The 25,299-nt window shown below is 62.9% G+C and carries 25 protein-coding genes; 20 read left to right on the top strand and 5 right to left on the bottom strand.

From position 1 onward, the window contains the following. Positions 1-8: 8 nt before the first annotated feature. From MRBLMA1_RS04325 to MRBLMA1_RS04285, 9 genes are read left to right on the top strand one after another with little or no spacing between them, the layout of a single operon-like run. Entirely contained in the window at positions 9-620 is a 612-nt protein-coding gene (locus MRBLMA1_RS04325) for an NADH-quinone oxidoreductase subunit J (RefSeq protein ID WP_363735197.1), read from the top strand. After that, positions 617-922 (top strand): NADH-quinone oxidoreductase subunit NuoK, encoded by a 306-nt coding sequence (gene nuoK / locus MRBLMA1_RS04320; RefSeq protein WP_004211745.1) that lies wholly within the window; start codon positions 617-619, stop codon positions 920-922. The genes MRBLMA1_RS04325 and nuoK overlap by 4 nt, the downstream gene beginning before the upstream one ends. 6 nt (positions 923-928) lie before the next feature. Further along, complete coding sequence (gene nuoL / locus MRBLMA1_RS04315; RefSeq protein WP_363735196.1) at positions 929-2,992, top strand: NADH-quinone oxidoreductase subunit L; 2,064 nt, start codon at positions 929-931, stop codon at positions 2,990-2,992. Next, a complete protein-coding gene (locus MRBLMA1_RS04310) occupies positions 2,992-4,548 on the top strand; it encodes an NADH-quinone oxidoreductase subunit M (RefSeq protein WP_363735195.1) in 1,557 nt (518 codons plus the stop codon). The genes nuoL and MRBLMA1_RS04310 overlap by 1 nt, the downstream gene beginning before the upstream one ends. Then, positions 4,548-5,984 (top strand): NADH-quinone oxidoreductase subunit NuoN, encoded by a 1,437-nt coding sequence (gene nuoN / locus MRBLMA1_RS04305; protein WP_363735194.1) that lies wholly within the window; start codon positions 4,548-4,550, stop codon positions 5,982-5,984. Before MRBLMA1_RS04310 ends, nuoN begins: the two co-directional genes overlap by 1 nt. Then, on the top strand, positions 5,981-6,688 hold the full coding sequence (locus MRBLMA1_RS04300; RefSeq protein ID WP_363735410.1) for a biotin--[acetyl-CoA-carboxylase] ligase: 708 nt from the start codon (positions 5,981-5,983) through the stop codon (positions 6,686-6,688). The genes nuoN and MRBLMA1_RS04300 overlap by 4 nt, the downstream gene beginning before the upstream one ends. A gap of 15 nt (positions 6,689-6,703) precedes the next feature. Next, on the top strand, positions 6,704-7,486 hold the full coding sequence (locus MRBLMA1_RS04295; protein WP_133651765.1) for a type III pantothenate kinase: 783 nt from the start codon (positions 6,704-6,706) through the stop codon (positions 7,484-7,486). Continuing rightward, positions 7,483-9,120: a ribonuclease J gene (locus MRBLMA1_RS04290; RefSeq protein ID WP_363735193.1), complete on the top strand. Its 1,638-nt coding sequence runs from the start codon at positions 7,483-7,485 to the stop codon at positions 9,118-9,120. The genes MRBLMA1_RS04295 and MRBLMA1_RS04290 overlap by 4 nt, the downstream gene beginning before the upstream one ends. A 10-nt stretch (positions 9,121-9,130) precedes the next feature. Next, positions 9,131-9,391 carry a DUF1467 family protein gene (locus tag MRBLMA1_RS04285; RefSeq protein WP_363735192.1) on the top strand — a complete coding sequence of 87 codons (261 nt, stop codon included), beginning with the start codon at positions 9,131-9,133 and terminating at the stop codon, positions 9,389-9,391. A gap of 54 nt (positions 9,392-9,445) precedes the next feature. Here the strand turns inward: MRBLMA1_RS04285 and MRBLMA1_RS04280 are convergent, their stop codons facing one another. Beyond that, positions 9,446-10,126, bottom strand: coding sequence for a GNAT family N-acetyltransferase (locus tag MRBLMA1_RS04280; RefSeq protein WP_363735191.1), 681 nt, complete (start codon positions 10,124-10,126; stop codon positions 9,446-9,448). Positions 10,127-10,341: 215 nt separating this feature from the next. On the opposite strand from MRBLMA1_RS04280, the gene MRBLMA1_RS04275 reads away from it, so the two are divergent. Continuing rightward, a complete protein-coding gene (locus MRBLMA1_RS04275; protein ID WP_363735190.1) occupies positions 10,342-12,285 on the top strand; it encodes a putative bifunctional diguanylate cyclase/phosphodiesterase in 1,944 nt (647 codons plus the stop codon). Between the two features lie 2 nt (positions 12,286-12,287). Here MRBLMA1_RS04275 and MRBLMA1_RS04270 read toward each other — a convergent pair whose 3' ends face one another. Continuing rightward, complete coding sequence (locus MRBLMA1_RS04270; RefSeq protein WP_363735408.1) at positions 12,288-13,247, bottom strand: crotonase/enoyl-CoA hydratase family protein; 960 nt, start codon at positions 13,245-13,247, stop codon at positions 12,288-12,290. Between the two features lie 237 nt (positions 13,248-13,484). On the opposite strand from MRBLMA1_RS04270, the gene MRBLMA1_RS04265 reads away from it, so the two are divergent. Together MRBLMA1_RS04265 and tgt are read left to right on the top strand one after the other, a co-directional pair. Then, positions 13,485-13,664, top strand: a complete 180-nt coding sequence (locus MRBLMA1_RS04265; protein ID WP_133651770.1) for a hypothetical protein — start codon at positions 13,485-13,487, stop codon at positions 13,662-13,664. A 53-nt stretch (positions 13,665-13,717) separates the two neighbouring features. After that, complete coding sequence (gene tgt / locus MRBLMA1_RS04260) at positions 13,718-14,848, top strand: tRNA guanosine(34) transglycosylase Tgt (RefSeq protein ID WP_363735406.1); 1,131 nt, start codon at positions 13,718-13,720, stop codon at positions 14,846-14,848. Between the two features lie 56 nt (positions 14,849-14,904). Here tgt and MRBLMA1_RS04255 read toward each other — a convergent pair whose 3' ends face one another. Beyond that, positions 14,905-16,413 (bottom strand): sensor histidine kinase, encoded by a 1,509-nt coding sequence (locus MRBLMA1_RS04255; RefSeq protein WP_363735404.1) that lies wholly within the window; start codon positions 16,411-16,413, stop codon positions 14,905-14,907. 231 nt (positions 16,414-16,644) lie between these two features. Further along, positions 16,645-17,094 carry a NepR family anti-sigma factor gene (locus tag MRBLMA1_RS04250; RefSeq protein WP_363735188.1) on the bottom strand — a complete coding sequence of 150 codons (450 nt, stop codon included), beginning with the start codon at positions 17,092-17,094 and terminating at the stop codon, positions 16,645-16,647. Between the two features lie 155 nt (positions 17,095-17,249). Here MRBLMA1_RS04250 and MRBLMA1_RS04245 point away from each other — a divergent pair, with 155 nt between their 5' ends. The 7 genes from MRBLMA1_RS04245 (at position 17,250) to prsR (ending at position 24,404) form a co-directional block, all read left to right on the top strand. Further along, positions 17,250-18,044 carry a response regulator gene (locus MRBLMA1_RS04245; RefSeq protein WP_133651773.1) on the top strand — a complete coding sequence of 265 codons (795 nt, stop codon included), beginning with the start codon at positions 17,250-17,252 and terminating at the stop codon, positions 18,042-18,044. A gap of 90 nt (positions 18,045-18,134) precedes the next feature. Next, positions 18,135-18,269 carry a hypothetical protein gene (locus MRBLMA1_RS04240; RefSeq protein WP_363735187.1) on the top strand — a complete coding sequence of 45 codons (135 nt, stop codon included), beginning with the start codon at positions 18,135-18,137 and terminating at the stop codon, positions 18,267-18,269. 116 nt (positions 18,270-18,385) lie between these two features. Beyond that, a complete protein-coding gene (locus MRBLMA1_RS04235; RefSeq protein WP_363735186.1) occupies positions 18,386-19,042 on the top strand; it encodes a sigma-70 family RNA polymerase sigma factor in 657 nt (218 codons plus the stop codon). A 48-nt stretch (positions 19,043-19,090) separates the two neighbouring features. Beyond that, on the top strand, positions 19,091-19,342 hold the full coding sequence (locus MRBLMA1_RS04230) for a hypothetical protein (RefSeq protein ID WP_363735185.1): 252 nt from the start codon (positions 19,091-19,093) through the stop codon (positions 19,340-19,342). Positions 19,343-19,585: 243 nt separating this feature from the next. Continuing rightward, the gene (locus MRBLMA1_RS04225; protein ID WP_363735183.1) at positions 19,586-20,974 is read left to right on the top strand and encodes a TIGR03013 family XrtA/PEP-CTERM system glycosyltransferase; all 1,389 of its coding nucleotides are present in this window, start codon (positions 19,586-19,588) and stop codon (positions 20,972-20,974) included. Continuing rightward, positions 20,971-23,040 carry an XrtA/PEP-CTERM system histidine kinase PrsK gene (gene prsK / locus MRBLMA1_RS04220; RefSeq protein ID WP_363735182.1) on the top strand — a complete coding sequence of 690 codons (2,070 nt, stop codon included), beginning with the start codon at positions 20,971-20,973 and terminating at the stop codon, positions 23,038-23,040. The genes MRBLMA1_RS04225 and prsK overlap by 4 nt, the downstream gene beginning before the upstream one ends. Then, positions 23,040-24,404 (top strand): PEP-CTERM-box response regulator transcription factor, encoded by a 1,365-nt coding sequence (prsR, locus tag MRBLMA1_RS04215; RefSeq protein WP_363735180.1) that lies wholly within the window; start codon positions 23,040-23,042, stop codon positions 24,402-24,404. The genes prsK and prsR overlap by 1 nt, the downstream gene beginning before the upstream one ends. An 85-nt stretch (positions 24,405-24,489) precedes the next feature. Here prsR and MRBLMA1_RS04210 read toward each other — a convergent pair whose 3' ends face one another. Beyond that, entirely contained in the window at positions 24,490-24,855 is a 366-nt protein-coding gene (locus MRBLMA1_RS04210; RefSeq protein ID WP_363735179.1) for a hypothetical protein, read from the bottom strand. A gap of 11 nt (positions 24,856-24,866) precedes the next feature. Between MRBLMA1_RS04210 and MRBLMA1_RS04205 the strand changes: the two genes are divergently transcribed. Continuing rightward, on the top strand, positions 24,867-25,265 hold the full coding sequence (locus tag MRBLMA1_RS04205) for a hypothetical protein (RefSeq protein WP_133651632.1): 399 nt from the start codon (positions 24,867-24,869) through the stop codon (positions 25,263-25,265). Positions 25,266-25,299: the final 34 nt, after the last annotated feature.

Raw genomic sequence — 25,299 nt, 5'->3', positions numbered from 1 at the left:
ATGATCCTGTGATTCACGTGCTTGCCTTTTACCTGTTCGCCGCGATCGTGGTGTGCAGCGGCGCGCTTACGATCCTGTCGCGCAATCCGGTTCATTCGGTGCTGTGGCTGATCCTCGCTTTCTTCAACGCGGCGGGGCTGATGGTCCTGCTGGGTGCTGAATTCATCGCGATGCTGTTGGTCATCGTCTATGTAGGGGCGGTCGCCGTGCTGTTCCTGTTCGTGGTCATGATGCTTGACATCGACTTCGCCGAACTGCGTGCCGGTTTCGTTGATTATCTTCCCTTCGGGCTGCTGATCGCGCTGGTGCTGCTGGCGGAGATCGTGCTGGGCATCGGCCTCTGGCGTGCCGGGCCCATCGAACTGGCGCAGCGCGCGGCGCCGATGAAGCCGGAGCTCAGCAATATCCAGGCGATCGGGACGCTGCTCTATACGCGCTACATCTTCCTGTTCGAAGCGGCGGGCATAGTCCTGCTGGTGGCGATGATCGGCGCGATCGTGCTGACCCATCGTGCCCGTGGCGGCGTGCGCGGCCAGAACATCGCCCGCCAGAATCGCCGTCGTCCCGAAGACGCCGTGCGTAACGTCAATCAGCCAGTCGGGCAGGGGGTGGAGCTGTGATCGGCCTTCAGCACTATATGGTGGTCAGCGCGATCCTCTTCGTGATGGGGGTGCTGGGCATCTTCATCAACCGCAAGAATGTCATCATCATCCTGATGGCGATCGAGTTGATCCTGCTCAGTGTGAACATCAACCTTGTCGCCTTCAGCGCCTTCCTCGGCGATCTGGTCGGACAGGTGTTCAGCATGTTCGTGCTGACCGTCGCGGCGGGTGAGGCGGCCATCGGCCTTGCCATCCTCGTCATCTATTTCCGCGGTCGCGGCACCATCGCCGTCGACGATGTCAATCGGATGAAGGGCTAAAGCTCGATGATCCAGCTTATCGTCCTTCTCCCCTTGCTGGCTGCTGCCATCGCCGGCCTTGGCAACAAGGCGCTTGGCAAATTGCCGGCGAAGATCGTCACCACCGGCGCGCTCTTTGCCTCCTGCGCGATGAGCTGGCCGATCTTCATCAGCTTCCTGACCGGCCATGCCGAACCCTATGTGGCGCCGGCCTTCACCTGGATCCAGTCAGGCAGCTTCGACGCGCAATGGGCCCTGCGGGTCGACACGATGACCGCGGTCATGCTGGTGGTGATCACCAGCGTGTCGAGCCTCGTCCACCTCTACAGCTGGGGCTATATGGAGGAGGAGCCGGACCAGCCGCGCTTCTTCGCCTATCTGTCGCTCTTCACCTTCGCGATGCTGATGCTCGTGACGGCGAACAACCTGCTTCAGATGTTCTTCGGCTGGGAAGGCGTGGGCCTTGCCTCCTATCTGCTGATCGGCTTCTGGTTCCGCAAGCCATCGGCCAATGCCGCCGCGATCAAGGCGTTCGTCGTCAATCGCGTCGGTGACCTTGGCTTCATGATGGGGATTTTCGGTACCTATCTGGTGTTCAACACCATCTCGATCCCGGAAATCCTTGCGGCAGCGCCCTCCATGGCGGGTTCGACCATCGGTTTCCTCGGTCACCGTTTCGACACCATGACCGTGCTTTGCCTGCTGCTGTTCATCGGCGCGATGGGCAAGTCGGCGCAGCTTGGCCTCCACACCTGGCTGCCAGACGCGATGGAAGGCCCGACCCCGGTGTCGGCGCTGATCCACGCCGCGACCATGGTGACCGCTGGCGTGTTCATGGTGTGCCGCCTGTCACCCATGTTCGAAACCTCGCCGACGGCGTTGGGTTTCGTGACCTTCATAGGCGCGGCGACCTGCCTGTTCGCGGCGACCGTGGGTACGGTGCAGAACGACATAAAGCGCGTCATCGCCTATTCGACCTGTTCGCAGCTTGGCTATATGTTCTTCGCGGCGGGCGTCGGCGCCTATGGCGCGGCGATGTTCCACCTCTTCACCCATGCCTTCTTCAAGGCGTTGCTCTTCCTGGGCGCCGGTTCGGTCATCCACGCGATGCACCATGAGCAGGACATGCGTTACTATGGCGCACTTAGGAAGGAGATCCCGATCACCTTCTGGACGATGACGCTGGGCACGCTCGCCATCACGGGCGTCGGCATCCCGCTGGCCGGTTATGGCTTTGCCGGCTTCTATTCGAAGGATGGCATTCTCGAAGCGGCCTATGCTTCGGGCGGATCGGGCGTTGGCGCCTATCTGGTCGGCGTGTTCGCGGCTTTGCTCACCAGCTTCTACAGCTGGCGCCTGGTGTTCCTGACCTTCTTCGGCAAGCCTCGCTGGGCCGCTTCGGAACATATCCAGCATGCCGTCCACGGCCATCATGAGGGTGTGGACGAAGAGGACGGCCATGGTCACGATGCCCATGCCCACGGTCATGACGATCATGACCACCATGCTCATGAGCAGACCGGCACGGCGGGCTATCATCCACACGAAAGTCCGTGGGTGATGCTGATCCCGCTGGTGTTGTTGAGCCTGGGCGCGGTGTTTGCCGGCTTCCTCTTCCATGACCAGTTCATCGGTCCGGAAGGCGGCATCGAGTTCTGGAAGGGCGCGCTCGCGTTCGACAGTCACCTGATGCATGCGAGCCATGAAGTTCCGACCTGGGTCAAATTCGGTCCCTTCGCGGTGATGATCACCGGCCTCGCGATCGCCTGGCTGAGCTACATTAAGAACACTGACTGGCCGCGGCGTTTCGTCGCCACCTTCGGCGCGCTGTACCAGTTCCTGCTCAACAAATGGTATTTCGACGAGCTGTACCATTTCCTGTTCGTCAAGCCTGCCTTCGCCATCGGCCGCTTCTTCTGGAAGTTCGGTGATGTGGGCTTCATCGATCGCTTCGGCCCGAATGGTCTGGCTGCGCTGGTCGTGCAGGGCAATAAAGTCACCCGTCGGCTTCAGTCCGGCTACCTCTACACTTACGCGCTGGTGATGCTGATTGGCCTCGCCGCGGCCGCAACCTGGGCGATGACACGATAATGGACGGCTTCCCCATCCTTTCCCTGATGATGGCAGTGCCGATGGCGGGGGCCATCGCCTGTCTCTATGCAGGAGCCAGTCAGGCGCGTTTGATCGCGCTGGTGGCGACGCTGGTCGATCTCGTCCTGGGCGTCGTGCTCTGGATGAATTTCGACCAGTCGGGCACGGCGGCCCAGTGGCAGTTCCAGGAATATGCGCCGATCTTCGGCCGCTTCGCCTGGGCGTTGGGCATCGATGGCATCGCGCTGGTGTTGATCATGCTGACGGTGTTCCTGATGCCGATCTGCATCGGGGCGAGCTGGCTCGCGATCGAGAAGCGCGTCGGCGAATATATGGCGGCCTTCCTGTTCATGGAGGTGCTGATGATCGGCGTCTTCACGGCGCAGGATCTCTACCTTTTCTATATCATGTTCGAAGCCGGCCTGATCCCGATGTACCTCATCATCGGCATCTGGGGCGGGGCGGATCGCATCTACGCTTCGTACAAATTCTTCCTCTACACGCTGCTCGGCTCGGTGCTGATGCTGATCGCGATGATGTGGATGGTGCATGAAGCGGGCACGACCGACATCCCGACATTGATGGCCTATAATTTCGACCCGCATGTCCAGGTCTGGCTGTGGCTCGCCTTCTTCGCCAGTTTCGCGGTGAAGATGCCGATGTGGCCGGTCCACACCTGGCTCCCCGACGCGCACGTGCAGGCGCCGACGGCGGGGTCGGTCATTCTGGCCGGTGTGCTGCTGAAAATGGGCGGCTACGGCTTCATCCGCTTCTCGCTGCCGATGTTCCCCGAAGCGTCCGCGCAACTCGCGCCGCTGGTCTGGGGCCTCTCGATGGTCGCGGTCGTCTATACCAGCCTCGTCGCGCTGGTTCAGTCCGACATGAAGAAGCTGATCGCCTATTCGTCGGTCGCGCATATGGCCATCGTCACCGCCGGCCTGTTCGCGTTCAACCAGGCGGGCATCGAAGGCGCGATGATGGTGATGCTGGGCCATGGCCTGGTGTCGGGCGCGCTCTTCCTCTGCGTCGGCGTCATCTACGACCGGCTGCATACCCGCGAGATCAGCCGTTATGGCGGCCTCAGCATCAACATGCCGAAATATGCGGTTCTGTTCATGCTGTTCACCATGGCGTCGGTCGGTTTGCCGGGCACCAGCAACTTCGTGGGCGAATTCCTCTCGCTGATGGGCATCTATCAGGCGTCGAGCTGGGTCGCACTGGTCTGCACCACCGGCATCATTCTGGGCGCGGCCTATATGCTCTATCTCTATCGCCGCATCTGCTATGGCGAGCAGAAGAATGCGGACGCGGCCGCCATGCCCGATCTGTCGATGCGCGAAGTCTGGCTGCTGGCGCCGATTGCCGCCGCCGTGCTATGGATGGGCATCTATCCCGAGAGCTTCTTGGCGCCCATGCGGTCCGACATCCGTGCGCTTGAAGCGCGCATCGCCTCTGCCGCGCCTGCGGGAGACTCCAAGATCAAAATGGGTCCGGCCATCCCGGCTGCGGAGGCCCATCATGAAGAAGCTGCTGCCGCGCATGGGGAGGCGCACTGATGATTGATTCCGCTTCCCTTCTGGCAGTCCTGCCGGAACTCATCCTGACGGCCGGTGGCCTGATCCTGATGCTGGTCGCGGCCTATGGCGGTGATGCGACGGCCCGCGTCATCAACTGGCTGTCGGTGCTGACGCTGGCGGTTGCGGGCGTGGCGCTGTCCTGCTCGCTCGCCCATGGGCCGGTGGCCTTTGACGGGCTGGTGCGGGCCGACGCCTTCTCGGTCTTTGCGAAGGCGCTGATCTATGGCGCAGCGGCGGCGGCGATCCTGCTGGCGCCTCGCTATTTCATCACCGGCGGGGCGCTGCGTCCCGAATATCCGATCCTGATCCTCTTCGCCTCCATCGGCATGGGGATGATGGTGTCGGCAGGCGACATGCTGACGCTCTATGTCGGCCTCGAAATGAACAGCCTTGCCTCCTATGTGCTGGCGAGCTTCATGCGTCAGGATGAACGCTCCTCCGAAGCGGGCCTCAAATATTTCGTTCTCGGTTCGCTGGCGAGCGGCATCCTGCTCTACGGCATTGCGCTGCTCTACGGTTTCACCGGCAGCACCGCGTTCGACGGCATTGCGGTCGCGCTGGGCGATGGCGTGTCGAAGGGCGAGCTGTTCGGCCTGGTGTTCGTGCTCGCGGGCCTGGCGTTCAAGATCAGCGCCGTGCCGTTCCATATGTGGACGCCGGACGTGTACGAAGGCGCGCCGACGCCGGTCACGACCTTCTTCGCCAGCGCGCCGAAGGTTGCGGCCATGGGCCTCACCGTCCGCGTCGCGATAGAGGCGCTCGGTCCGGCCGGACTTGACTGGCAGCAGGTGGTGATCTTCGTGGCGCTCGCCTCGATCCTCTTCGGCGCGGTCGCGGCTATCGGCCAGACCAATATCAAGCGCCTGATGGCCTATTCGTCGATCAACAATGTCGGCTTCGCGCTGATCGGTCTCGCTGCCGGGACGCCTGCCGGCGCGGCGGCGACGATGAGCTATATGGCGATCTACGTGGTCATGACCATCGGCGGTTTCGCCTGCATCCTGCAGATGCGCGATGCGGATGGTCGTCCGGTCGAGACCATTGCAAGCCTTGCCGGCCTGTCGCGCTCCCGCAAGGGACTGGCGGCGGCGCTGGCGATCTTCATGTTCTCCATGGCTGGCATTCCGCCGCTCTTCGGCTTCTGGGCGAAGTTCCTGGTGTTCGACGCGGCAGTGGCGGCCGGCCTGACGGCACTGGCCGCCTTCGGCATCGCCATGTCAGTGATCGGCGCCTTCTATTATCTGAAGGTCATCAAGACGATGTATTTCGATGAGCCGGCGGCGCCCTATGAAGCGCGCGGCGGTGCTGTCGAGAATATCATCCTGACGGCATGCGCCGCAGTGATCGTCCTTGGTTACTTCCTCAATCCCGTCCTCGACAAGGCGAGCGCGGCGGCAGCGGCGTCGCTGTTCTGACCGAGCTTCGCTTCGTTGCGGAGACTGGCTCCACCAATGCCGACATGCTTGCATTGGTGGGGCAAGGCGCTTCTGAGGGCTGTTGGCTGCGCGCGGGGCGGCAGACCGGCGGACGCGGTCGAATGGGACGCCATTGGGAAAGTCCTGAAGGCAATCTCTACTGCTCGACCGTGATCCGCCTGCGAGATGGCGATCCCCCGCCGCATACGCTGGCCCTGGTCGCGGCCAATGCTGTCCATGCCCTGCTGGCGCCGCTTTGCGCGGGAGAAGTGCGGATCAAATGGCCCAATGACGTGCTGGCCGACGGCGCGAAGATCGCCGGTATCCTGCTCGAACGGACCGGCGATGCCGTTGTCGCCGGGATTGGCATCAATGTGACGGGGCATCCGGTCGGACTGGACCGGCCAGTGACCAGCCTCCTTGCGCAGGGAATGCCGGATGGCGACGCGGCCGCGCTGCAGGTCCGGCTTGCCGAGCTTTTTGCCCATTGGCTGGCGATCTGGCGGGTGCAGGGGCTGGATCCGGTGCGCGCGCACTGGCTCGCCAACGCGCATCCCGCCGGCACGCTGATGCGGGTGGTGCCGCCCGACGGCGCGACGGTCGAAGGCAGCTTCGATACCCTTGACCGCGACGGCATGCTGATCCTGCGCTTGGCGAACGGTGAGAGCCGTGCCATTCATGCCGGCGATATCCTTCTCATCTGACATCGGGGATCGGCCATGCTTCTCGCGATCGACGCGGGTAACACCAATGTGGTTTTTGCGCTGCTCGAAGGGCGGGATATACGCGCCCGCTGGCGGATCGCGACAGATCCCCGGCGCACGGCCGACGAATATGCGGTGTGGCTGAACCAGCTTCTGATGCTGGAAGGCTACAGGATCGCGGATGTCGAGGCGGTGATCATAGCGACCGTCGTCCCGCGCGCGCTGCACAATCTCCAGGTGCTGGCGGAGAAATATTTCAAGACGACGGCGCTTCTTGCGGGCCAGGCGCCAGTGGAGTGGGGCATTCAACTGGACGTCGCCGAACCGGCGTCGGTCGGTGCGGACCGGGTTGTAAATGCCATCGCCGCGCACCATCTTCATGCCGAAGACCTGATCGTCATCGATTTCGGCACGGCCACGACCTTCGACGTCATCGACTATCACGGCGCCTACAAGGGCGGCATCATCGCGCCGGGCATCAACCTGTCGCTGGACGCGCTGGTTGCTGCGGCCGCGAAGTTGCCGAAGATCGCGATCGCCCCGCCGGAAAACCGATCGGTCATCGGCCGCACCACGGAAGCGCAGATGCATATCGGCGTATTCTGGGGATATGTGGCGATGATGGAAGGGCTGGTCGCTCGTATTCGCGCCGAAATCGGCCGTCCTTCGAAGGTGATTGCAACCGGGGGCCTCGCGGTCCTCTTCGACGACAATAGCGATATTTTCGATGCGATCGCGCCCGATCTCACGATCCAGGGCCTCGCATTGCTGTATGAACGGAGTTTGAAATCAGAATGACACCTGGAAATGAGCTGATCTTCCTGGCCCTTGGCGGTTCGGGGGAGATTGGCATGAACGTCAATCTATATGGTTGCCAGGGCAAATGGGTGATGGTCGACCTGGGCCTGACCTTTGCCGATCCCGCTTATCCCGGCGTGGAACTGGTGCTGCCGGACCTGAGCTTCATCGAGGATCGGAAGGATGACCTGCTGGGCATCGTCCTGACCCATGGGCATGAGGACCATATCGGCGCCATACCCTATCTCGCGGCGGATCTCGGCGTGCCGCTCTACGCGACGCCGTTCACCGCGGGGCTGATCCGGCTGAAGCTGGAAGAGGAAGGGCTGACGGCGGAGGTCGAACTCAACGTCATCGACAATGAGGGCAGCTTCGCGCTGGGGCCGTTCGGTTTCCGCTATGTGCCGCTTGCCCACTCGATTCCCGAGGGCAATGCGGTGCTGATCGACACGCCTTTTGGAAAGGTCTTCCACACCGGCGACTGGAAGCTGGATGAGACGCCGCTGCTGGGCCAGCCCTCGACACCGGAGGAATTGACGGCGATCGGCGACGAGGGCGTGCTGGCGCTGGTGTGCGACAGCACCAATGTCTTCAATCCGGAGGCGAGCGGGTCGGAGGGCGATGTCCGCGAAGGACTGATGGAGACGATCAGGGGCGCGAAGGGGCGCGTGCTTGTCACCACCTTCGCCTCCAATGCCGCCCGCCTGCAGACCCTGGGCGAGGTCGCCAACACCGTCGGGCGCAAGCTCTGCGTGGCCGGGCGCTCGCTCGACCGGATCATCTCGACGGCGCGGACGGCTGGCTATCTCCGGGATTTCCCGCCCACCGTCGATTGGGACGATGCCATGGCACTGCCGCATGATGAGGTGATGATCATCGCCACGGGCGGGCAGGGGGAGGCGCGGGCGGCCTTGTCGCGCATCGCCTTCGACAGCCATCCGATCAAGCTGGGCGAGGGCGATCTGGTCGTCTTCTCCTCCAAGCAGATTCCGGGCAATGAAATCGCCATCGGCCGCATCCAGAATGCGCTGGCGGCCAAGGGCGTGCTGATGGTCACCGACCGCCAGGCGGAGGTCCACGTATCGGGCCATCCGGGGCGGCCGGAGCTGGAGGCCATGTATCGCTGGGTGCGGCCGCAGATATTGCTGCCGGTCCATGGCGAGCGGCGGCATATGGCGGAACAGGCCCGCCTGGGCCTGGCGAGCGGCGTGCCCCGTGCGGTGGTCCAATCCAATGGCGATGTGCTGCGGCTCGCGCCCAACGGGCCGGAGATTATCGGCAATCAGGGGACAGGGCGACTGGTGCTGGATGGCGACGTCATCCTGCCGGCTGACGGCGCGACGATGAACGAGCGGCGCAAGGTCGCGCTGCATGGCCAGATCAGCGTCGCGGTGGCGCTGGACGGCAAGGGCAGGGTCATCGGTTCTCCGGCCTTGCGCACCCAGGGCGTGCCTGTGGAGGAAGACAAGGCCGCCTTTCTTGAGGAAGCTGCCGAAGAGGCGGCGGGCGCCATTGCCAAGGGATCGCAGGAAGAAGAGGCGCTTCGCGAGCGGGTAAGGCTGGCGGTACGGCGCACCGCGACGCGCTGGACCGGCAAGAAGCCGGTGGTGGACGTGCTGCTCATTAGGGCCTAAGCCTGCGCCCATGAACTGGTATGCCAGCTTTGCGATATATATATTGTTCTGGGTGATCAGCGCCTTCATCGTGCTGCCCTTCGGCATCCGCACGCCCGATGAAACGGGTGAGGTCCTGCACCCGGGACAGGCGGACAGCGCGCCGAGCAATTTCCGCCCCGGCAGCGTGGCGATTCGCGCGACGATCCTCTCGGCTGCCCTGTTCGGCCTCTATTACGCCAATTATGTCGAAGGCTGGGTCACGCTGGAGCGCTTCACGCATATCAGCTGAAAGTCAGGCTGACGTCGCCTGATCAAGCGCCCTGAGCGAGTGCCGCCAGGAAATTCAGCCGGCGGCGATCACCATCATGTGCATCCGCGCCCTTATGCGGAAGCCAAGCGTTTCGTAGAGCGCCACTGTCGCCTCATGCGCGGCATAGGCGTGGAGAAAGGGCGTTTCGCCGCGTTGCAGCATGGCGCGAGCGACGACCTGCATCAGCGCTTTCGCATGGCCCCGTCCGCGATGGTCGGGGTGGGTGCAGACGCCGCTGACCTCGGCAAAGCCCGGCACGCGCATCCGCTCGCCGGCCATGGCGATCAGCCTGCCTTCTTCCCTGATACCGACGAAACGGCCAAGACGATGGGTGAGGGGCAGGAACGGCCCGGGCTTCGTCATCAGGGCAAGGGCACGCATCTCCGCGGCATCCTGGTCAGTCAGAACGGCCGGTTCCAGGGCAGGGGCCTCGCCGGCAATATCTTCCGCCACCATCTGCGCCAGCATCGCCTCCCGGATCAGGCGCGTACCCGGTGGGGGGCTTTGCGGCTCGGGTTCCACGATCCACAACTCGCCCCCTTCGGGCACCAGGGCAGCCAGCGCCGCCTGCGCTGCGGGGCTGCCGTCGACCGCGGCGGCGAATGGGCCATAACGCGGGTCGATCCGCAGCGCGAACCCATCCCCTTCGGCCAATGACGCCCAGCCGCTGTTGAGGGCGTGCCAGATGGGGCGGTGAAGAGGATGGAATGACATGATGGCGCCATTTTCCTGGTTGGAGTCCGGGAAAGCAAGCCCTTGCTGCATCACCCTGCCGGATCATCCTCAATGCCCGATCGATTCCGTAACGATCCCCTTTTTTACGGCACTTCCGGGCGCGCCGATTTACCAAATGGAAATCATGTTTGGGCAATGGTGGTGCCAACGTGTCACGCCCTGGACGAAACTTGATCGCATTCTTGCGCGGGCGCATGACGCCCGACACTCAGCAAAGTGCTGAAGTGCAAGCGAATCTCGTCAAATCTCTCTACGCTTCCCCGGCTTCCCTGATGATCGGCGCGGTCGCCGGCGGTGCGCTTGGGCTGGTGATTGCCTGGCATGCGCACCTCACCGCCATCACCGTGATCGCGATCCTGATCTGCCTCGTCGGCCTCAGCCGGTCGATTTCGGCGGTCTATTTCCAACGGCAGCTTGCCCACCAAACAGGCGTGACACAGCCGATCTGGGGTCTGGCTTATGAATTGGGAGCATGGTGCTACGCCGCGCTTCTGGGCATATTGACGTTCGCGACCTTGCTCATGTCGCCGGATGCCACGCTCCATGTTCTGGCCGTTTGTCTGGTGGCATCCTATTCCGGTGGTATCTCCGGTCGTAATGCGGGTCGCATTCATGTTGCCGTGGGCCAGACATGTCTCTCTTTGCTGCCAACATCGCTGGGCCTCGTTCTTGCAGGAGGGATCGGCTATAAAGTTCTTGGAATCCTTTGCTTTTTGATGATCTTCGCCATGGCGGACATCACCAAGACGACGCACCGCATCGTGCTGGAGGCGTTGCAGGGCAAATATGAGAAATCCCAGCTCGCCACCAAGTTCGAGCGGTTGGCCCGGTTCGACAGCCTGACCGGCGTCGAAAATCGCATGGCGATGCAGATGCGCTTGCGCGAACTGTTCGACGGACGACGATCCAGTCACGATCCGATGGCGGTGTTCTGGATGGATCTCGATCGCTTCAAGGAAATCAACGACTCCCTTGGACATATGATCGGCGACCAGCTCTTGTGCAGGGTCGCCGAAAGACTGTCTCATGCGCTGGACGGGCGCGGCCATGTCGCGCGCTTTGGCGGAGACGAATTCGTGCTGATCTGTCCGGACGCGGACCGGCAGGATGCGGAGTTGATTGCCCGTGATGTCATGGGGGAATTCACCCATGACTTCGACGTGGGCGGCTATACGCTGGGCGTGACTGCCTCCATGGGGATAGCTGTTGCACCGGGAGACGGCGGCGATAGCGACGAATTGCTTCAGCATGCGGACATGGCGCTCTACCAGGCGAAGCATGCCGGGCGAAATCGTCACGCGCATTTCACCTGGTCGATGAAGGAGCGGCAGAACCGGACCTATGAGCTGGAAATGGGTCTGCGCAGCGCCATGGCGAACAATGAACTTATGCTGCACTACCAGCCGATCTTCGATACGAAGACGGGCAAGATCGCGATCTGCGAAGCGTTGATGCGCTGGGACCATCCGACGCTCGGCCGTATTTCTCCGGCGGAGTTTATTCCTATCGCGGAAAGCTGCTCGATGATCGAGCCGATCACTGCCTGGGCATTGGAACGAGCCTGCCAGGACGCGATGGAATGGGATGAGAATGTCCGCGTCGCGGTCAATATATCCCCGGCGCTGATCAAGAGTGACGGCCTGCCCCGTGCGGTGATCGCGGCGTTGATGCTATCGGGGCTGAAGGCTCGCCGGCTCGAGCTGGAAGTGACCGAGTCGATCTTCCTGGAGGATAGCGGCCGGACCAACCTCATCCTGTCCGACCTCCAGCGCATTGGCCTGCGGCTGGCGCTGGACGATTTCGGGACGGGCTATTCCTCCCTCGGCTATCTGCGGGACTATGCCTTCGACACGATCAAGGTCGACCAGAGCTTCATGCGCGGCGTGGATGGCAATTCACGCCATAGGGCGATCGTCCAGTCGGTTGCCTATCTGGCCCATTCTCTGGACGTGGAAACGGTGGCCGAGGGGATCGAGACCGATGATCAACTGCGCTGCGCCCGTGAGATGGGCTTCACCAATGTCCAGGGCTTCGTGCTGAGCCGGCCGATTCCCGCAGCGCAGGTGCTGAGGATGATGCAGAGCATGGATAGCGAGAGCGGCAGCATTGCCATGCTGCAGGACAGGCGCCGCGCCTGATCCTATCTGTGCAAGCGGGTCTGGGCCGAAGCCAGGCGGCGCATCATCCGCACGCTCTTCAGGTCGAGCTTGAGCGCCGTGGCGGCCCAGTTCTCGACAATGTCCTTTAGTTCCTCATATTCCAGGGGATGAACGCGCCGGCCCGCCTGGAACACGCCAACATGACCGGCGTGGTGAGGCAGGGTGGCGGCTATATAGTCGCGCACGGCCTGTTCGCCCTCGCCATCCTCCACCAACGTGTGGACGATGCCCATGTCGTACATCTCCTGCGCGGTGAAGACCTTGCCTGACAGGATCATCCGTTCGGCCGCAATTCGACCCAGCTTGCGTGACAGGATGGAATATGCCCCCATGCCCGGGAAGAGGCCAAACAGCATTTCGGGCAGGCCGAAGCGCGCGCTGCGTTCGGCAATGGCGACATCGAAGCAAAGCAAGGCTTCGAAGCCGCCGCCCAGGGCATCTCCCTGCGCCAGTGCAATCGAGACGACGGGCAGGTCACCATTGCGCCAGGTGCGATGCACCACATCAATGCAGGCATGGCCATAGTCGACGAGGCCGGGCAGATCCCCGCGCTCAATGCAGCCGGCGAACAGTTCCAGGTCTCCGCCCAGGTTGAAAACGCCGGGAAAGCGGGAACCCGCGACCATATACTTTACCGGCAGCTTGCCTGCGTCGAAGAGTCGCTTTGTCTCCACGTACCAATAGCGCACGTCCCGTAACATGGCGGGGCTGAAATTCGGTCGATTCGTAGGTGTCATGAACGCCCAGAGCGTGGCCGCATCGGGCTCCCATCTGACATCGATCTGGCCCAGGTCGAACATCGAAGACGTGCCGATATCCGGCGCGGTCACCAGGCTTTCCGTTACGGCAACCAAGGCCGCATCCTCCTCTGCCGGAAGATGGGCGGGCGTCAGGTCATCCATATGTTCGCGCGCGGAATTAAATCGCCCGGAATCAACCATATGAGCCCCCAAATTACGACTGCCAGCAAACAAAACAGGGTTGCGGCGCTTATGCAATCGCGGCGGTGCAGATTGTTCCGGAATTAACCAATTAATCGGCGCAAGTTGCGAAAACATCACGTTATATCAGCATTTAATCGCTGAATGTTGCATTTGTGCAACATTCACGTCATGGGGGCAAGCGACCGAAAATCGCTTCAGCCTTTTGTTAACCTTTATTAATTACCCCTCCGAGTCATGAACACGCACCGAACCGACAGGCAGCTTGTGACGCTGCTGCTGCACGACGCGCAAGGGGAGTCATGGCAGCTCAGCCTGGCTGCCGACTGCCTGGGCTTCATCGGCAATTATCGCCGCGTCGAAGGCTTCAACATAGACGCCATCGTGGCGCTGGACGGCTTGCGCAAGAAGGGGTGAACCCCCGCTTTGCGACCTTGTCTGGCGCGTCTTTGGACCGTACAGCGCGGGTCGTGACCCATTCCCGCTTTTCCTTTTCGATCGCCGCGACTGACGGCAAGGCCCGCACCGGCGCCATCCAGATGCGCCGGGGCGAGATTCGCACACCCGCTTTCATGCCCGTGGGCACCGCTGCCACGGTCAAGGCAATGCGCCCGGCCGAGGTGCGTGCGACCGGTGCCGACATCATCCTGGGCAACACCTATCACCTGATGCTTCGCCCTGGCGCGGAACGCGTGGCCCGCCTGGGTGGGCTGCACGGTTTCATGGGCTGGGACCGCCCGATCCTGACCGATAGCGGCGGTTACCAGGTGATGAGCCTCAGCGCGCTGACGAAGATGAGCGAGGATGGCGTAGCCTTCTCCAGCCATATCGACGGGTCAAGGCATATGCTGACCCCTGAGCGATCGATGGAGATCCAGCGGTTGCTGGACAGCGACATCGTCATGGCCTTCGACGAATGTACACGGAACGGCTGCACCCATGACGAGGCGGCCAAGTCCATGGAGCGTTCGATGCGCTGGGCGAAGCGGTCGCGCGACGGCTTCGACGCGGGGGGCGAGCATGCCGAACGCGCCGCCTTGTTCGGTATCCAGCAGGGGTCGCTGGATGAGGGGCTGCGGCGGACTTCAGCGGAAAAGCTGATCGATATCGGGTTCGACGGCTATGCCGTGGGCGGCCTTGCGGTGGGTGAGGGGCAGGAGGCGATGTTCGCCACGCTCGATTTCGCCCCCGGCATGCTGCCCGTCGACAAGCCGCGCTATCTGATGGGCGTGGGCAAGCCCGATGACATTGTCGGTGCCGTGGAGCGCGGGATCGACATGTTCGACTGCGTCCTGCCGACGCGCAGCGGGCGCAACGGACAGGCGTTCACATGGGCCGGACCGCTCAATATCCGCAACGCCCGCTTCGCAGAGGATAGGGGGCCGCTCGATCCCCGCTGCGCCTGCCCCGTCTGCGCGACCTGGAGCCGCGCCTATCTGCATCATCTGGTCAAGGCCGGAGAAATGCTGGGCGCGATGCTGATGACGCAGCATAATATCCATTTCTACCAGGCGCTGATGCAGGAAATCCGCGACAGCATCGCCGCTGGGCGCTTTGCGCGCTTCGCGGCTGATTTCCGGCGGGATTATCAGCGGGCCTGACGGCCTGACGCCTTGGGAATTCGCGCAATGTGCCGGATGGATGGCCTTCCCGGCGGCTATTGCAGCACGGTGATGGCGATCGCATAGTCGCCGGTGTCGGGGTCATGATCCAGCGGCGCGCGCAACTGGCGCGACAAGCCGGTAAGCACGCGGCCATAGCGTTCCTCCAGCCGCGCGGTCATGTCCGGCGATCCGCGCAGCGCAGGGGACAGGATATGGAGAACCGCCCGGTCCGTCCGGCCCTGTTCCAGCTGCACGGATATGCGCATGGCCGTGCGTGGATCGGACAGCATGGCGAGTTCCACCAGTTCGGTCAGCAGGAAGGCGACCGGCACGGCCACATCCTGGCTGATATGCAGATTGTCGCTGTCGATCTGAATGCCGAATCGGCGCGCTTCGGCCGGGGCAGTGCTGCGCAGGCTCGCCGACAGTTCGCTGATCAGCGACCGGACGCCGACACCGCGATGCTCCTCCAGCTCCGCATAATGGTTGCGGTGCACGACCGACAGTGCGTCGACGCGGCGCTGGATGGTCGCATAGGCTTCGACCGCTTCGGCGTCATGGGCTGATCGCGCATGCAGGTTGATCAGGCTGGCAATGATCTGCAGGTTGTTCTTGACCCGGTGATGGACTTCCCGTGTCAGCTTGCGCTGCGTTTCCAGGCCCTCTGCCATCTCCGCCTCATGGGTGGCGACATCCTCGCTGATGGCGCGGAATGTGTTGCCCAGCGCGACGATCTCCTGCGCCGGCGTGCGGATGCGCCGCATCGGCTCCAGAACTTCGCCCGGCTCATAGGCCGCCACCGTGCGCCGAAGCAGCACAAGGGGCCGGATCAGCAGGCGATTGACGACGAACCAGCCAATGGCCGCCGCGGCGAACCACATCACCAGCGGCAGGAACAGCGACAACATGCGCGCGATCGTGACCGGCGGATCGCGCACGGTCATCGTCAGGACGATGTTGGGCGGGTCGAGCCGGGCGGACAGCGTCGTGCTCCGTCCGCCCTCAAGGCTGGCCGGGTGGGTGATGAGCAGGCTGCGTTCGCCGTCGTGCAAGCTGATCTGCCGGTTCTGCATGGTGCCCGCCGGGTTGGTCATGGTCTCCAGACGCGCGCGCGAATAATAAGCGATGGCGACCACCGCGCCATTGGCGCTCCTGGCCCGGCTGACCAGATAGGGCGAGCCCGGCAGCAGTTGCGCCGCGGCATCGTCGAAGCGGTCCGACAGCGAAAGCCCCGCCGGCTCGGGCAGGCTCGATCCGCAGAACTTCCGGCCCAGCCGGTCGTAGATATAATAGCGGCCCCCGCCACGATCGTGAGAGGACAGGAAGTCGGAAAGGCGCGCGCACATCGCCGGATCAAGCCCCGACGTCTCGAAAGCATTGGCGGTCAGCATCAGCGCCGTTCGATCCGACGCAAGGTCGGCGGACAATTTCCGCGCGCTCTGCGTCACCGCGATGCGCAGCAGCGCTTCCTTTTCCAGATCAGTGGTGCGGATCGCCTGGAGCGAGGCCACCAGCGCGATCAGGCCCAGCGGCAACAGCGCCAGCGTCAGGATCAGGAACATCTTGACGCCGGTCGATTGGGACAGGGTGTTCAGTCTTTTGAGCAAGGAAGCGGCGGCCGTTGACGGCGGGCCTGCTTCTGGCGGCGGAGGAGGGCTTTTGTCCATTTATCTGACGCTGAACATCAAACGCCGATCTGTTCGAGGAAGCGTTACCCGCCTGCCGGATTTTACCAGATGCCCCATGTCCCCTCCGCTTTTTGCCGGCTCCCCGGGTCCGGCCGTCAGAGAGAGTCAGTCGAGCTTGCTCAGAAGGTCAAGCATTTCCGAAGGAATATCCTCATCGACTGCGCGCTGATAGACAGATCGCAGGGCGTTGGCGACCTGCCCCTCGTCCTTTGCGGCCAAGGCGCGCTTCTTTCGGGCGACATTGCCTTTCACACCAGAATCCGGAGTGTTGGTGCCGACATCTTTCCTGTCCCCTCCCGTCACATTCCGTTCCGTCGTTGAAGCAACCAAAACACGTCCCTCTGCAGCCAATGTCATGCCAGCCTGCTCTGTTTGCGGCTTTCCCCGACTGACGTCAATTCGACGTCCGGGAAATAAAAACACAAAATTCCAAAGTTTTTCGAAAAAACCGAACGGCAGTGAAACAAATCGGTGGGTTGTTGGTTCCCTTCGCGAAGCATTTTTTGCCCGCCGCGCGCAGTCGGCGGCGAGAATGGAGGGGATTTGGGCGCTCATGCCCGAAGCTATTCCATTCTGAAAAGGGGGGCAGGGGGCTTGCCACGTCGGCATCGTCCATCCATCCTCCCGATCCGGCGAATGTTTCGGAATTGGGTTAAGGCATCGCTTTAACATGGGACAAGGCGCCCGATGGGCTGGGAGAAGTTTTACAGATGTCGCTTGGTCAGCAACTGCACCCCCACCTTCCTTTCCTGCGGCGATATGCGCGCGCGTTGACGGGCAGCCAGGCGCATGGCGACGCCTATGTCCGCGCCACGCTGGAAGCGATCGTGGCGGCGCCCGACGAATTTCCGTCGAATGTCGACCCACGTCTCGGGCTCTACAAGACTTTTCACGCGATCTGGTCGTCATCCCATCTGGAAGACGTGCCGGTGCTGAACGGCGCGGACGGGCAGGAGGCGATCGCGCAGGCGCGGCTTGCCCGCCTCACGCCGCTGCCGCGCCAGGCGCTGCTGCTCACCGCGCTGGAGGGCTTTACCGTCGACGACGTCGGTTATCTGATCAGCCTGGACAGCGACGATGTCGAGGCGCTTGTCAAGGAAGCGCTGGGCGAGATCGAGGCGCAGACCCGCGCCAAGGTGCTGATCATAGAGGATGAGCCGATCATCGCGATGGACATAGAAACCATCGTCCGCGACCTGGGCCACGAAGTCACCGCCATCGCCGTGACGCGGGAAGATGCGGTTCGCGAGGCCATGGCCGAACGGCCGGGCCTGGTGCTGGCCGACATCCAGCTCGCCGATGATTCGAGCGGCATCGACGCGGTAAAGGACATACTGGCCGAATTCTCCGTGCCGGTGATTTTCATCACCGCTTTCCCTGAACGCCTGTTGACGGGCGAGCGGCCGGAGCCGACCTTCCTCATCACCAAGCCCTTTCAGCGCTCGACGGTCAAGGCCGCGATTTCGCAGGCGTTGTTCTTCGACGAAGCCACCGCCCCGGCCTGACATTCAGGTCGGCGTTCGAAATAGGCTGGAAAAAGGGGAACCCCCGTCCGCGACTCGCGTTATTGATGCGTAACGATCGGGAGAGACTCCATGGCCGAACAGGAGCGGCACATTACGACGGAAGAGGCCCGTGCGGGCTCCACGCCGCATGTGGTGCGATATATTCTCGGCGTTTCGCTGACACTCGCGATCATCGTGATGATTGTGATATTGTGGGGCTATTGAATGCTTCTGCGGCAATTGGTCCTTGAGAAGAAAAAGATTGGGATGCGGGCGGACATATGGCTTTGACGACTTCCGTTCATGCAGCGAGGGCGACAGCCGGTGAAGGGGTTGTTTCCATGAGCGAAGGCGTAGGTCAGGATGTTGAGCGGGAGACGCTGTCCGACACGGACTTCAAGCGGGAACTGGCCGCCGTCATTCCCCATCTTCGCGCCTTCGGCCGATCGCTGTCGGGCAATCGCGACGTTGCCGACGACCTGGTGCAGGAAACGCTGCTGAAGGCATGGGCCGCGCGCAGCCGTTTCCAGGCGGGCACCAACATGCGTGCCTGGACCTTCATCATCCTGCGCAATCACTATCTGTCGCAGATGCGCCGTTCCCGCTTCCGGGGCGACTGGGATGATCTGGCGGCCGACCGCCTGCTCGCGGCGCCCGCCGGACAGGACAAGCATGTTGAACTGTCCGACATGCAGCGCGCATTGCTGCAATTGCCGCAGCCCCAGCGGGAGGCGCTGATCCTGGTCGGCGCGGGTGGCTTCGCCTATGAGGAGGCCGCCGAAATCTGCGGCGTTGCCGTGGGCACGATCAAGAGCCGGGTGGCGCGCGGTCGGGCCGCGCTCGAACATATATTGGAAAATGGCGAACTGCCGTCACGCCGGAGCCAGGAAAGCAGCGAGGGCGCCGTGCTGGACGAGATCATGGACGATGTGGACAGATTGAGCCGCGGCCGGGAAGTCAGGGAAGGCAACGCAGATACCGACTCCGATCCCGATTGATCTGTGCTATACTCTCCACCTCGGCATACGAGGATCAGGAGAAGGAGAATGGACGGAGGTCGTGACGACGAATCCTTCGGGCCGGGGTCCTTGCCACGCCGGTCACGGGGGAGCCTGATCATATTCCTGCTGGTCGCCATCGCCCTCGTGCTGGCAATCGGCTTCTTCTACATGACCAAGGAACGCGATGCGAGCCGCGCCGACGCGTTGACGCAGGCGGCGGGTTCCGTCGACAGCGCCGCCCATGTGGTGGGCGATGCTGCCAGGAACGCGGCCGACACCCTCCACAAGCGCAATTGATCGCCCCGCGGCATCCAGCCGGGCATGGAGCGCGTTGCGCCTTCATGGTCATTCGTAACAAGCGGAAAACGGGTTCCCATTTCCAGCGCGCTGTCGCGGGGGAAAGGCCCGCAGCGATGATGTCGTTCAGAAAATCTTTGTGATTGTCGTGCATTCTGCCGGCCAGTGTCGGATTTTCTTACAGTGCCTGTAAGATGATCCGGCCATCACCTGCCCGCAGGGCGCAGCGGGAACGCGCGACGAATGATCAGATTGTTCAAACATTATGTGCCGCACGCTGTTCTGCTGCTCGGCCTGTTGGACTTCATGCTCTTGATGGCGGCGGCCGAGGGCGGGTGGATCCTGCGCGCGCGCCAGATCGGCATGGACGTCGATCATATCGCGACTCGCATCGCGCCGTTGCTCAGCTTCAGCATCGCCATCCAGACCGCGATGATCGCGGTCGGCGTCTATGGGCCGGAGGCGCTGCAATCGATCCGCTACGCGCTGGCGCGCCTGCTGGTGGCGATTTCGCTGGGCGTGCTGTTCCTGTCGGTCATGCATTTCCTGCTGCCGGACATCACCCTGTGGCGGTCCAATTCGCTCTATGCCATGGGGCTTTCCATTGCCCTGCTGCTGGCGATCCGCATTCTTCTGGGCTCGATGCTGGGTGGCGAGGCGTTCAAGCGCCGTCTGGTCGTGCTGGGCGCGGGCAATCGCGCCGACCGCATCCGCGAGATCGAGCAGCGCAAGGGATCGGGCTTCCTCGTCGTCGGCTATATCGCCATGAACGATGGCGTGCAGGTGATCCCGGAGGCGATCAACCGCAGCGCCATCTACAATCTCGCCGATTTCGTGGTCCGCCTGGCAGCGAGCGAGGTCGTGCTGGCGTTGGAGGAACGGCGCAACGCCCTGCCGCTGGGCGACCTGCTGCGCATCAAGACCACTGGCGTCCATGTGAACGAGATCTCCACCTTCCTGGAACGGGAAACCGGCCGCGTCGACCTGGACAGCGTGAATCCGAGCTGGCTGATCTTCTCCGACGGCTTTTCCGCCGGTCGCCGCCTGTCCAGCATCGCCAAGCGGCTGTTCGACGTGATCGCCAGCTCGATACTGCTGCTGCTGACCGGGCCCATGATCCTGCTGGCCGCGCTGTTGGTGAAGCTCGACAGCAAGGGGCCTGCCTTTTACCGCCAGCAGCGCATCGGCCTCTATGGCGAGGAATTCTGGATCGTGAAGCTGCGCACGATGCGGCAGGATGCCGAACTGTCAGGCCAGGCGGTGTGGGCGGAAAAGGATGATCCGCGCATCACGCGCCTCGGCTATTGGCTGCGCAAGCTGCGCATCGACGAACTGCCCCAGACCTGGACCGTGCTGAAGGGCGAGATGAGCTTCGTCGGGCCGCGGCCCGAACGCCGCCAGTTCGTCGAGGATCTGGAACAGCATCTGCGCTATTATGCGGAACGCCATATGGTAAAGCCCGGCATCACCGGCTGGGCGCAGATCAACTATCCCTATGGCGCATCGATAGAGGATGCCCGCAACAAGCTGGAATATGATCTTTATTACGCCAAGAACTACACGCCGTTCCTTGATCTGCTGATCCTCATCCAGACCCTGCGCGTCGTGCTCTGGCCAGAGGGGGCGCGGTGAGCAGCCTGCTGCACTTCATCGGGGACTGGGGTCATGCCCTGGCCGCCGTGCTGTTCGCGGCGCTCGGTATCTTCGTCCTGCGCCGCCGGGACGACGCAGCCGAACAGCGCCTGCTGGCGGCCGCGCTGTTGCTGACCTCCTGCTGGTCGCTCTATGTTTCCTTCGGCGGGGTCGAAAAGCCGCTGACCGGCATCGGCGAGAATATCCGCAACGCTGCCTGGCTGCTGCTGCTCTTCGCGATGATGCGCCGGAACGGCGCGGCGCGGGGCGAACCCCTGTTGGCGATCGGCTCGGTCTACGCCGCCGTGGCGGGGATCATCCTGCTCCAGACATTTACCGATCTCATCTGGCGGCAACTGCCGACATCGAGCGATCTGCACCGCGCGCTTCTTCACGTCTCGCTGGTGCTGCACATGATGACCGCCATCGGCGGCCTGATGCTGGTCCATCACCTCTATGTCAGCTGGCCGGCGCGGGAAAAGGAACGGGTGGCGCTGCTGCTGGGCGCGCTGGCGGCGATGTGGACATATGACCTCAATCTCTATGCCATCGCCACCTTTGCCATCGATCGGGCGAGCGACCTTTATGCCCTGCGCGGGGCGATGATGGCGCTGCTGGCGCCGGTGATCGGGGCGGGCATGCGCGCCGACATGGCCGGACGGCTGCAACTGTCGCGCGCGCTGACCTTCCAGTCGCTTTCGCTCGCGGCGATCGCGCTCTACGTCGTGGTGCTGGCTGCTGCGGCGGTGCTGCTGGAACTGGTAGCCGGCCCCTATGCGCGGGTCGTGGAGATCGGCTGCGTCTTCTTCCTGGCCGTCAGCGCGCTCGTGCTGCTGCCCTCCCGCCGGCTGCGCGCCTTCTGGAAGGTGCAGGTGGCCAAGCATTTTTTCCAGCACCGCTATGACTATCGCACCGAATGGATGCGTTTTGGCGACACCATAGGCCGTCCGGGCGACAATGCCCTGCCATTGGGGGAACGGGTGGCGAAGGCAGTGGCCGACATCACCGATTCTCCCGCAGCGCTGCTGATGCTGCGCGCGGATGACGGCGCGCTGGCGTTCGAAACGCACTGGAACTGGCAGGGCGAGAGGCCTGACGGATCGGTCGTGCCCGCACCGCTCGCCGCCCTGATCGAACGGAGCGGCTGGATCATCGACATCGACCGCCCGCCTTCGGGCGCCGGGGAAATCAGCGCGCCGGGCTGGATGAGCCTCGACCGCCGCGCCTGGGCGCTGGTGCCGCTGATCCATTTCGGCCGGCTGATCGGCGCGATCCTGCTGGCCCGCCCGCCGATCGACCGGCGCCTGGACTGGGAGGATTTCGACATGCTGCGCGCCGCCGGGCGGCAGGCGGCCAGCTATCTGAGCGAGGCGCAGGGGCAACAGGCGCTGGACGATGCCCAGCGTTTCGAGGAGTTCAACCGCCGCTTTGCCTTCATCATGCATGACGTCAAGAATCTGGTGAGCCAGCTTTCCCTGCTTGCCCGCAATGCGGAGCGGCACGCCGACAATCCGGATTTCCGGGCCGACATGGTGCTGACGCTGAAGGAATCGGTGGGCAAGATGAACGATATGCTCGCCCGCCTGTCGCAGCATAACAAGGGGCGTGCGGAGGAACCCCGTCCCATGGCGCTGCGCGATGTGGCGGAACAGGTCGCGCGCACCCGCTCGCGCCAGCATGAGATAAGCGTGACCGGAGACGCGCCGCCCGTAATGGCCGATCCTGCGCGGGTCGAACAGATCGTCACCCACCTGCTTCAGAATGCGATCGACGCCAGCGAGCCGCAAAGTTCCGTCGAACTGCGGTTGTCCGCCGATGACCAGGGCGCTTCGCTGGCGGTGATCGACCAGGGCCGGGGGATGACCGCGGAATTCATTCGCCGCGAACTTTTCAAGCCTTTCTCCTCCAACAAGGCGGGGGGCTTTGGCATCGGCGCGTTCGAGGCACGGGCGCTTGCGCAGGCCATGGACGGGAGCATCGATGTGGAAAGCAAGCCCGGCGTGGGAAGCCGGTTCACGCTGCGCCTGCCCTTGGCGCAACAGGATATGAGGGGGAAGGCCGCCTGATGAGCGACACGCGACCGAAATTGCTGATCGTGGAGGATGATCCGGGCCTGCAGCGGCAATTGCGCTGGGCCTATGAGGAATATCAGCTCTTCATCGCCGGCGACCGCGAGGAAGCGATCGAGATGCTGCGCGAGCAGGCGCCCGATGTGGTGACGCTGGACCTCGGCCTGCCGCCTGATCCCGACGGCACCAGCGAGGGGTTCGCGACCCTGGCTGAGATCCTGCGCATCAAGCCGGATACCAAGGTCATCGTCGCTTCCGGCCATGGCGCGCGGGAAAGCGCGCTTCAGGCCATTTCCGGCGGCGCCTATGATTTTTACCAGAAGCCGGTGGATATTGACGAACTGGGGCTGATCGTCCGCCGTGCCTTCCACGTCCATGCGCTGGAGCGGGAAAATGCCCGGATGGCCGAAACCGCGCCGGAAAGCGGGCGCGTGCTGGGTCGGCTGATCACCGCCGCGCCGGAAATGATGAAGGTCGCGCGCACCATAGAGCGGGTGGCGGCCGCGGACGTCTCCGTCCTGCTGCTGGGGGCAAGTGGAACCGGAAAGGAATTGCTGGCTCAGGGCCTGCATGATGCCAGCCCGCGCCGGGAAGGGGCCTTTGTCGCGATCAACTGCGCGGCGATCCCCGAAGCCTTGCTGGAGGCAGAGCTGTTCGGCCATGAGAAGGGCGCCTTCACCGGCGCGATCAAGACCGTGCCGGGGAAGATCGAGCAGGCGCAGGGAGGCACCCTCTTCCTGGACGAAGTGGGCGACATACCGCTCGCCTTGCAGGTCAAATTGCTGCGCTTCCTGCAGGAGCGGGCGATCGAGCGGATCGGCGGACGCCAGCCCATTGCGGTCGACACGCGGATCGTCTGCGCCACGCACCAGGATGTCGACGCCATGATCGTCGCAGGCACCTTCCGCGAGGACCTCTATTACCGCCTGGCGGAGATCGTTGTGCGCATTCCCGCGCTCAGGGAGCGGCCGGGCGACCCTGCGCTGCTGGCGCGACATTTCCTGCGCCGCTTCGCCAAGGACATGAATCCGCAGGTCAAGGGCCTTGCGCCGGATGCACTGGCGGCGCTTGACGCTTGGGGTTGGCCCGGCAATGTGCGAGAGCTGGAAAACCGCATGAAGCGCGCGGTCATCATGGCGGACGGCAAGCACGTCACCGCCGCGGATCTCGACCTCGACGGAGATCGCGCCGAAGGGGGCGATGCGGTGAACCTGAAGGCGGCACGCGAAATGGCGGACCGCCGCGCGATCCGCCGCGCCATCGCCCGGACGGACGGCAACATATCAGGCGCGGCGAAGATGCTGGGGATCAGCCGGCCGACACTCTACGACCTGCTGAAGCAATATCAGATGCAGAATTGAGGGCGTTCCCCGCTGTGCGGACTGACTGATCTGGGTGGGTAGGAGACTGTCTCCTTCCGGTAATCACAACCATATAATCGGACGTTCAATCGAGCCATGCCAGCGCAGCAAGGGTTTCGTCGCGTGTCGGACTCCAATCATCTTCGCCCGCTACAAAGCGCCCGCTATCGTCTTCCACAAAGTATATGGCAGCCCGCACAGCCTCGTCTGCAAAGTCGAAATCATCATTCATGACGATGCAATCTGCGACGTAGTTCGCCGCGTCGAAGGTTAACTGTCCGTTGGCGACTGCCTCAAGCAGTCTACGCGCGCCGTCCCTTGTCACGAGATACAACGGGCCGTCAGAAATCACGATATGCCCGCTCGCAGTTGCCTTGAGGGATGCTCTAAAGGCCGCGACCTCAGCAGCGATCTCTGCGGCCAGAATTTCCGGTGAGACAGTACCTGACAAGAATCCGACAATTGAGGAGTGTTGCATTCGACCAAACTGCATCGTTGGTCGAATGTCGGCAATCGCGAATTGCGCAGATCGGCGCTGACGGCGAAAAATGGTCGTTTGCCGCTGGGCAACTTTCTAACCCTGAACCGACCAGCAGGTTGAGGCTAAACAAAAGCTATGGCAGACATACCGCCATGAGAAATTTAATCTATGACGTGACCTGCGGCATAGCGATAGGTGTGGTGTTTGCTGCCGCCATATTTTGGCGGCACTTTGAAAATATGGTCGGCGAGGAACATGCTAACGCTTATTTTATCCTGATAGAATTCGCACTCCTCTGTCTCATAGGCGTGACCAAGAAATTTGCCAAAGGGAGTGTGTCGGGCCGGGATAAGTCCGTAAAACAGCATCAACCTGAATAGCTCTAAACGTCCGCAACTGGTCGTTTGCCGACAT

This window comes from Sphingobium sp. LMA1-1-1.1 (genome assembly GCF_040676365.1).
In the GTDB taxonomy this organism is placed as follows: Bacteria; Pseudomonadota; Alphaproteobacteria; order Sphingomonadales; family Sphingomonadaceae; genus Sphingobium.
This window is presented reverse-complemented; position numbering and strand designations above follow the sequence as displayed.

Coding starts and splice junctions, on each gene's coding strand:
- nuoL (WP_363735196.1), top strand. CDS start 929: ATGATCCAGCTTATCGTCCTTCTCCCCTTGCTGGCTGCTGCCATCGCC.
- MRBLMA1_RS04310 (WP_363735195.1), top strand. CDS start 2,992: ATGGACGGCTTCCCCATCCTTTCCCTGATGATGGCAGTGCCGATGGCG.
- nuoN (WP_363735194.1), top strand. CDS start 4,548: ATGATTGATTCCGCTTCCCTTCTGGCAGTCCTGCCGGAACTCATCCTG.
- MRBLMA1_RS04295 (WP_133651765.1), top strand. CDS start 6,704: ATGCTTCTCGCGATCGACGCGGGTAACACCAATGTGGTTTTTGCGCTG.
- MRBLMA1_RS04290 (WP_363735193.1), top strand. CDS start 7,483: ATGACACCTGGAAATGAGCTGATCTTCCTGGCCCTTGGCGGTTCGGGG.
- MRBLMA1_RS04285 (WP_363735192.1), top strand. CDS start 9,131: ATGAACTGGTATGCCAGCTTTGCGATATATATATTGTTCTGGGTGATC.
- MRBLMA1_RS04280 (WP_363735191.1), bottom strand. CDS start 10,126: ATGTCATTCCATCCTCTTCACCGCCCCATCTGGCACGCCCTCAACAGC.
- MRBLMA1_RS04275 (WP_363735190.1), top strand. CDS start 10,342: ATGACGCCCGACACTCAGCAAAGTGCTGAAGTGCAAGCGAATCTCGTC.
- MRBLMA1_RS04270 (WP_363735408.1), bottom strand. CDS start 13,247: ATGGTTGATTCCGGGCGATTTAATTCCGCGCGCGAACATATGGATGAC.
- MRBLMA1_RS04265 (WP_133651770.1), top strand. CDS start 13,485: ATGAACACGCACCGAACCGACAGGCAGCTTGTGACGCTGCTGCTGCAC.
- MRBLMA1_RS04255 (WP_363735404.1), bottom strand. CDS start 16,413: ATGTTCCTGATCCTGACGCTGGCGCTGTTGCCGCTGGGCCTGATCGCG.
- MRBLMA1_RS04250 (WP_363735188.1), bottom strand. CDS start 17,094: ATGAGCGCCCAAATCCCCTCCATTCTCGCCGCCGACTGCGCGCGGCGG.
- MRBLMA1_RS04245 (WP_133651773.1), top strand. CDS start 17,250: ATGTCGCTTGGTCAGCAACTGCACCCCCACCTTCCTTTCCTGCGGCGA.
- MRBLMA1_RS04240 (WP_363735187.1), top strand. CDS start 18,135: ATGGCCGAACAGGAGCGGCACATTACGACGGAAGAGGCCCGTGCGGGC.
- MRBLMA1_RS04235 (WP_363735186.1), top strand. CDS start 18,386: ATGAGCGAAGGCGTAGGTCAGGATGTTGAGCGGGAGACGCTGTCCGAC.
- MRBLMA1_RS04230 (WP_363735185.1), top strand. CDS start 19,091: ATGGACGGAGGTCGTGACGACGAATCCTTCGGGCCGGGGTCCTTGCCA.
- MRBLMA1_RS04225 (WP_363735183.1), top strand. CDS start 19,586: ATGATCAGATTGTTCAAACATTATGTGCCGCACGCTGTTCTGCTGCTC.
- prsR (WP_363735180.1), top strand. CDS start 23,040: ATGAGCGACACGCGACCGAAATTGCTGATCGTGGAGGATGATCCGGGC.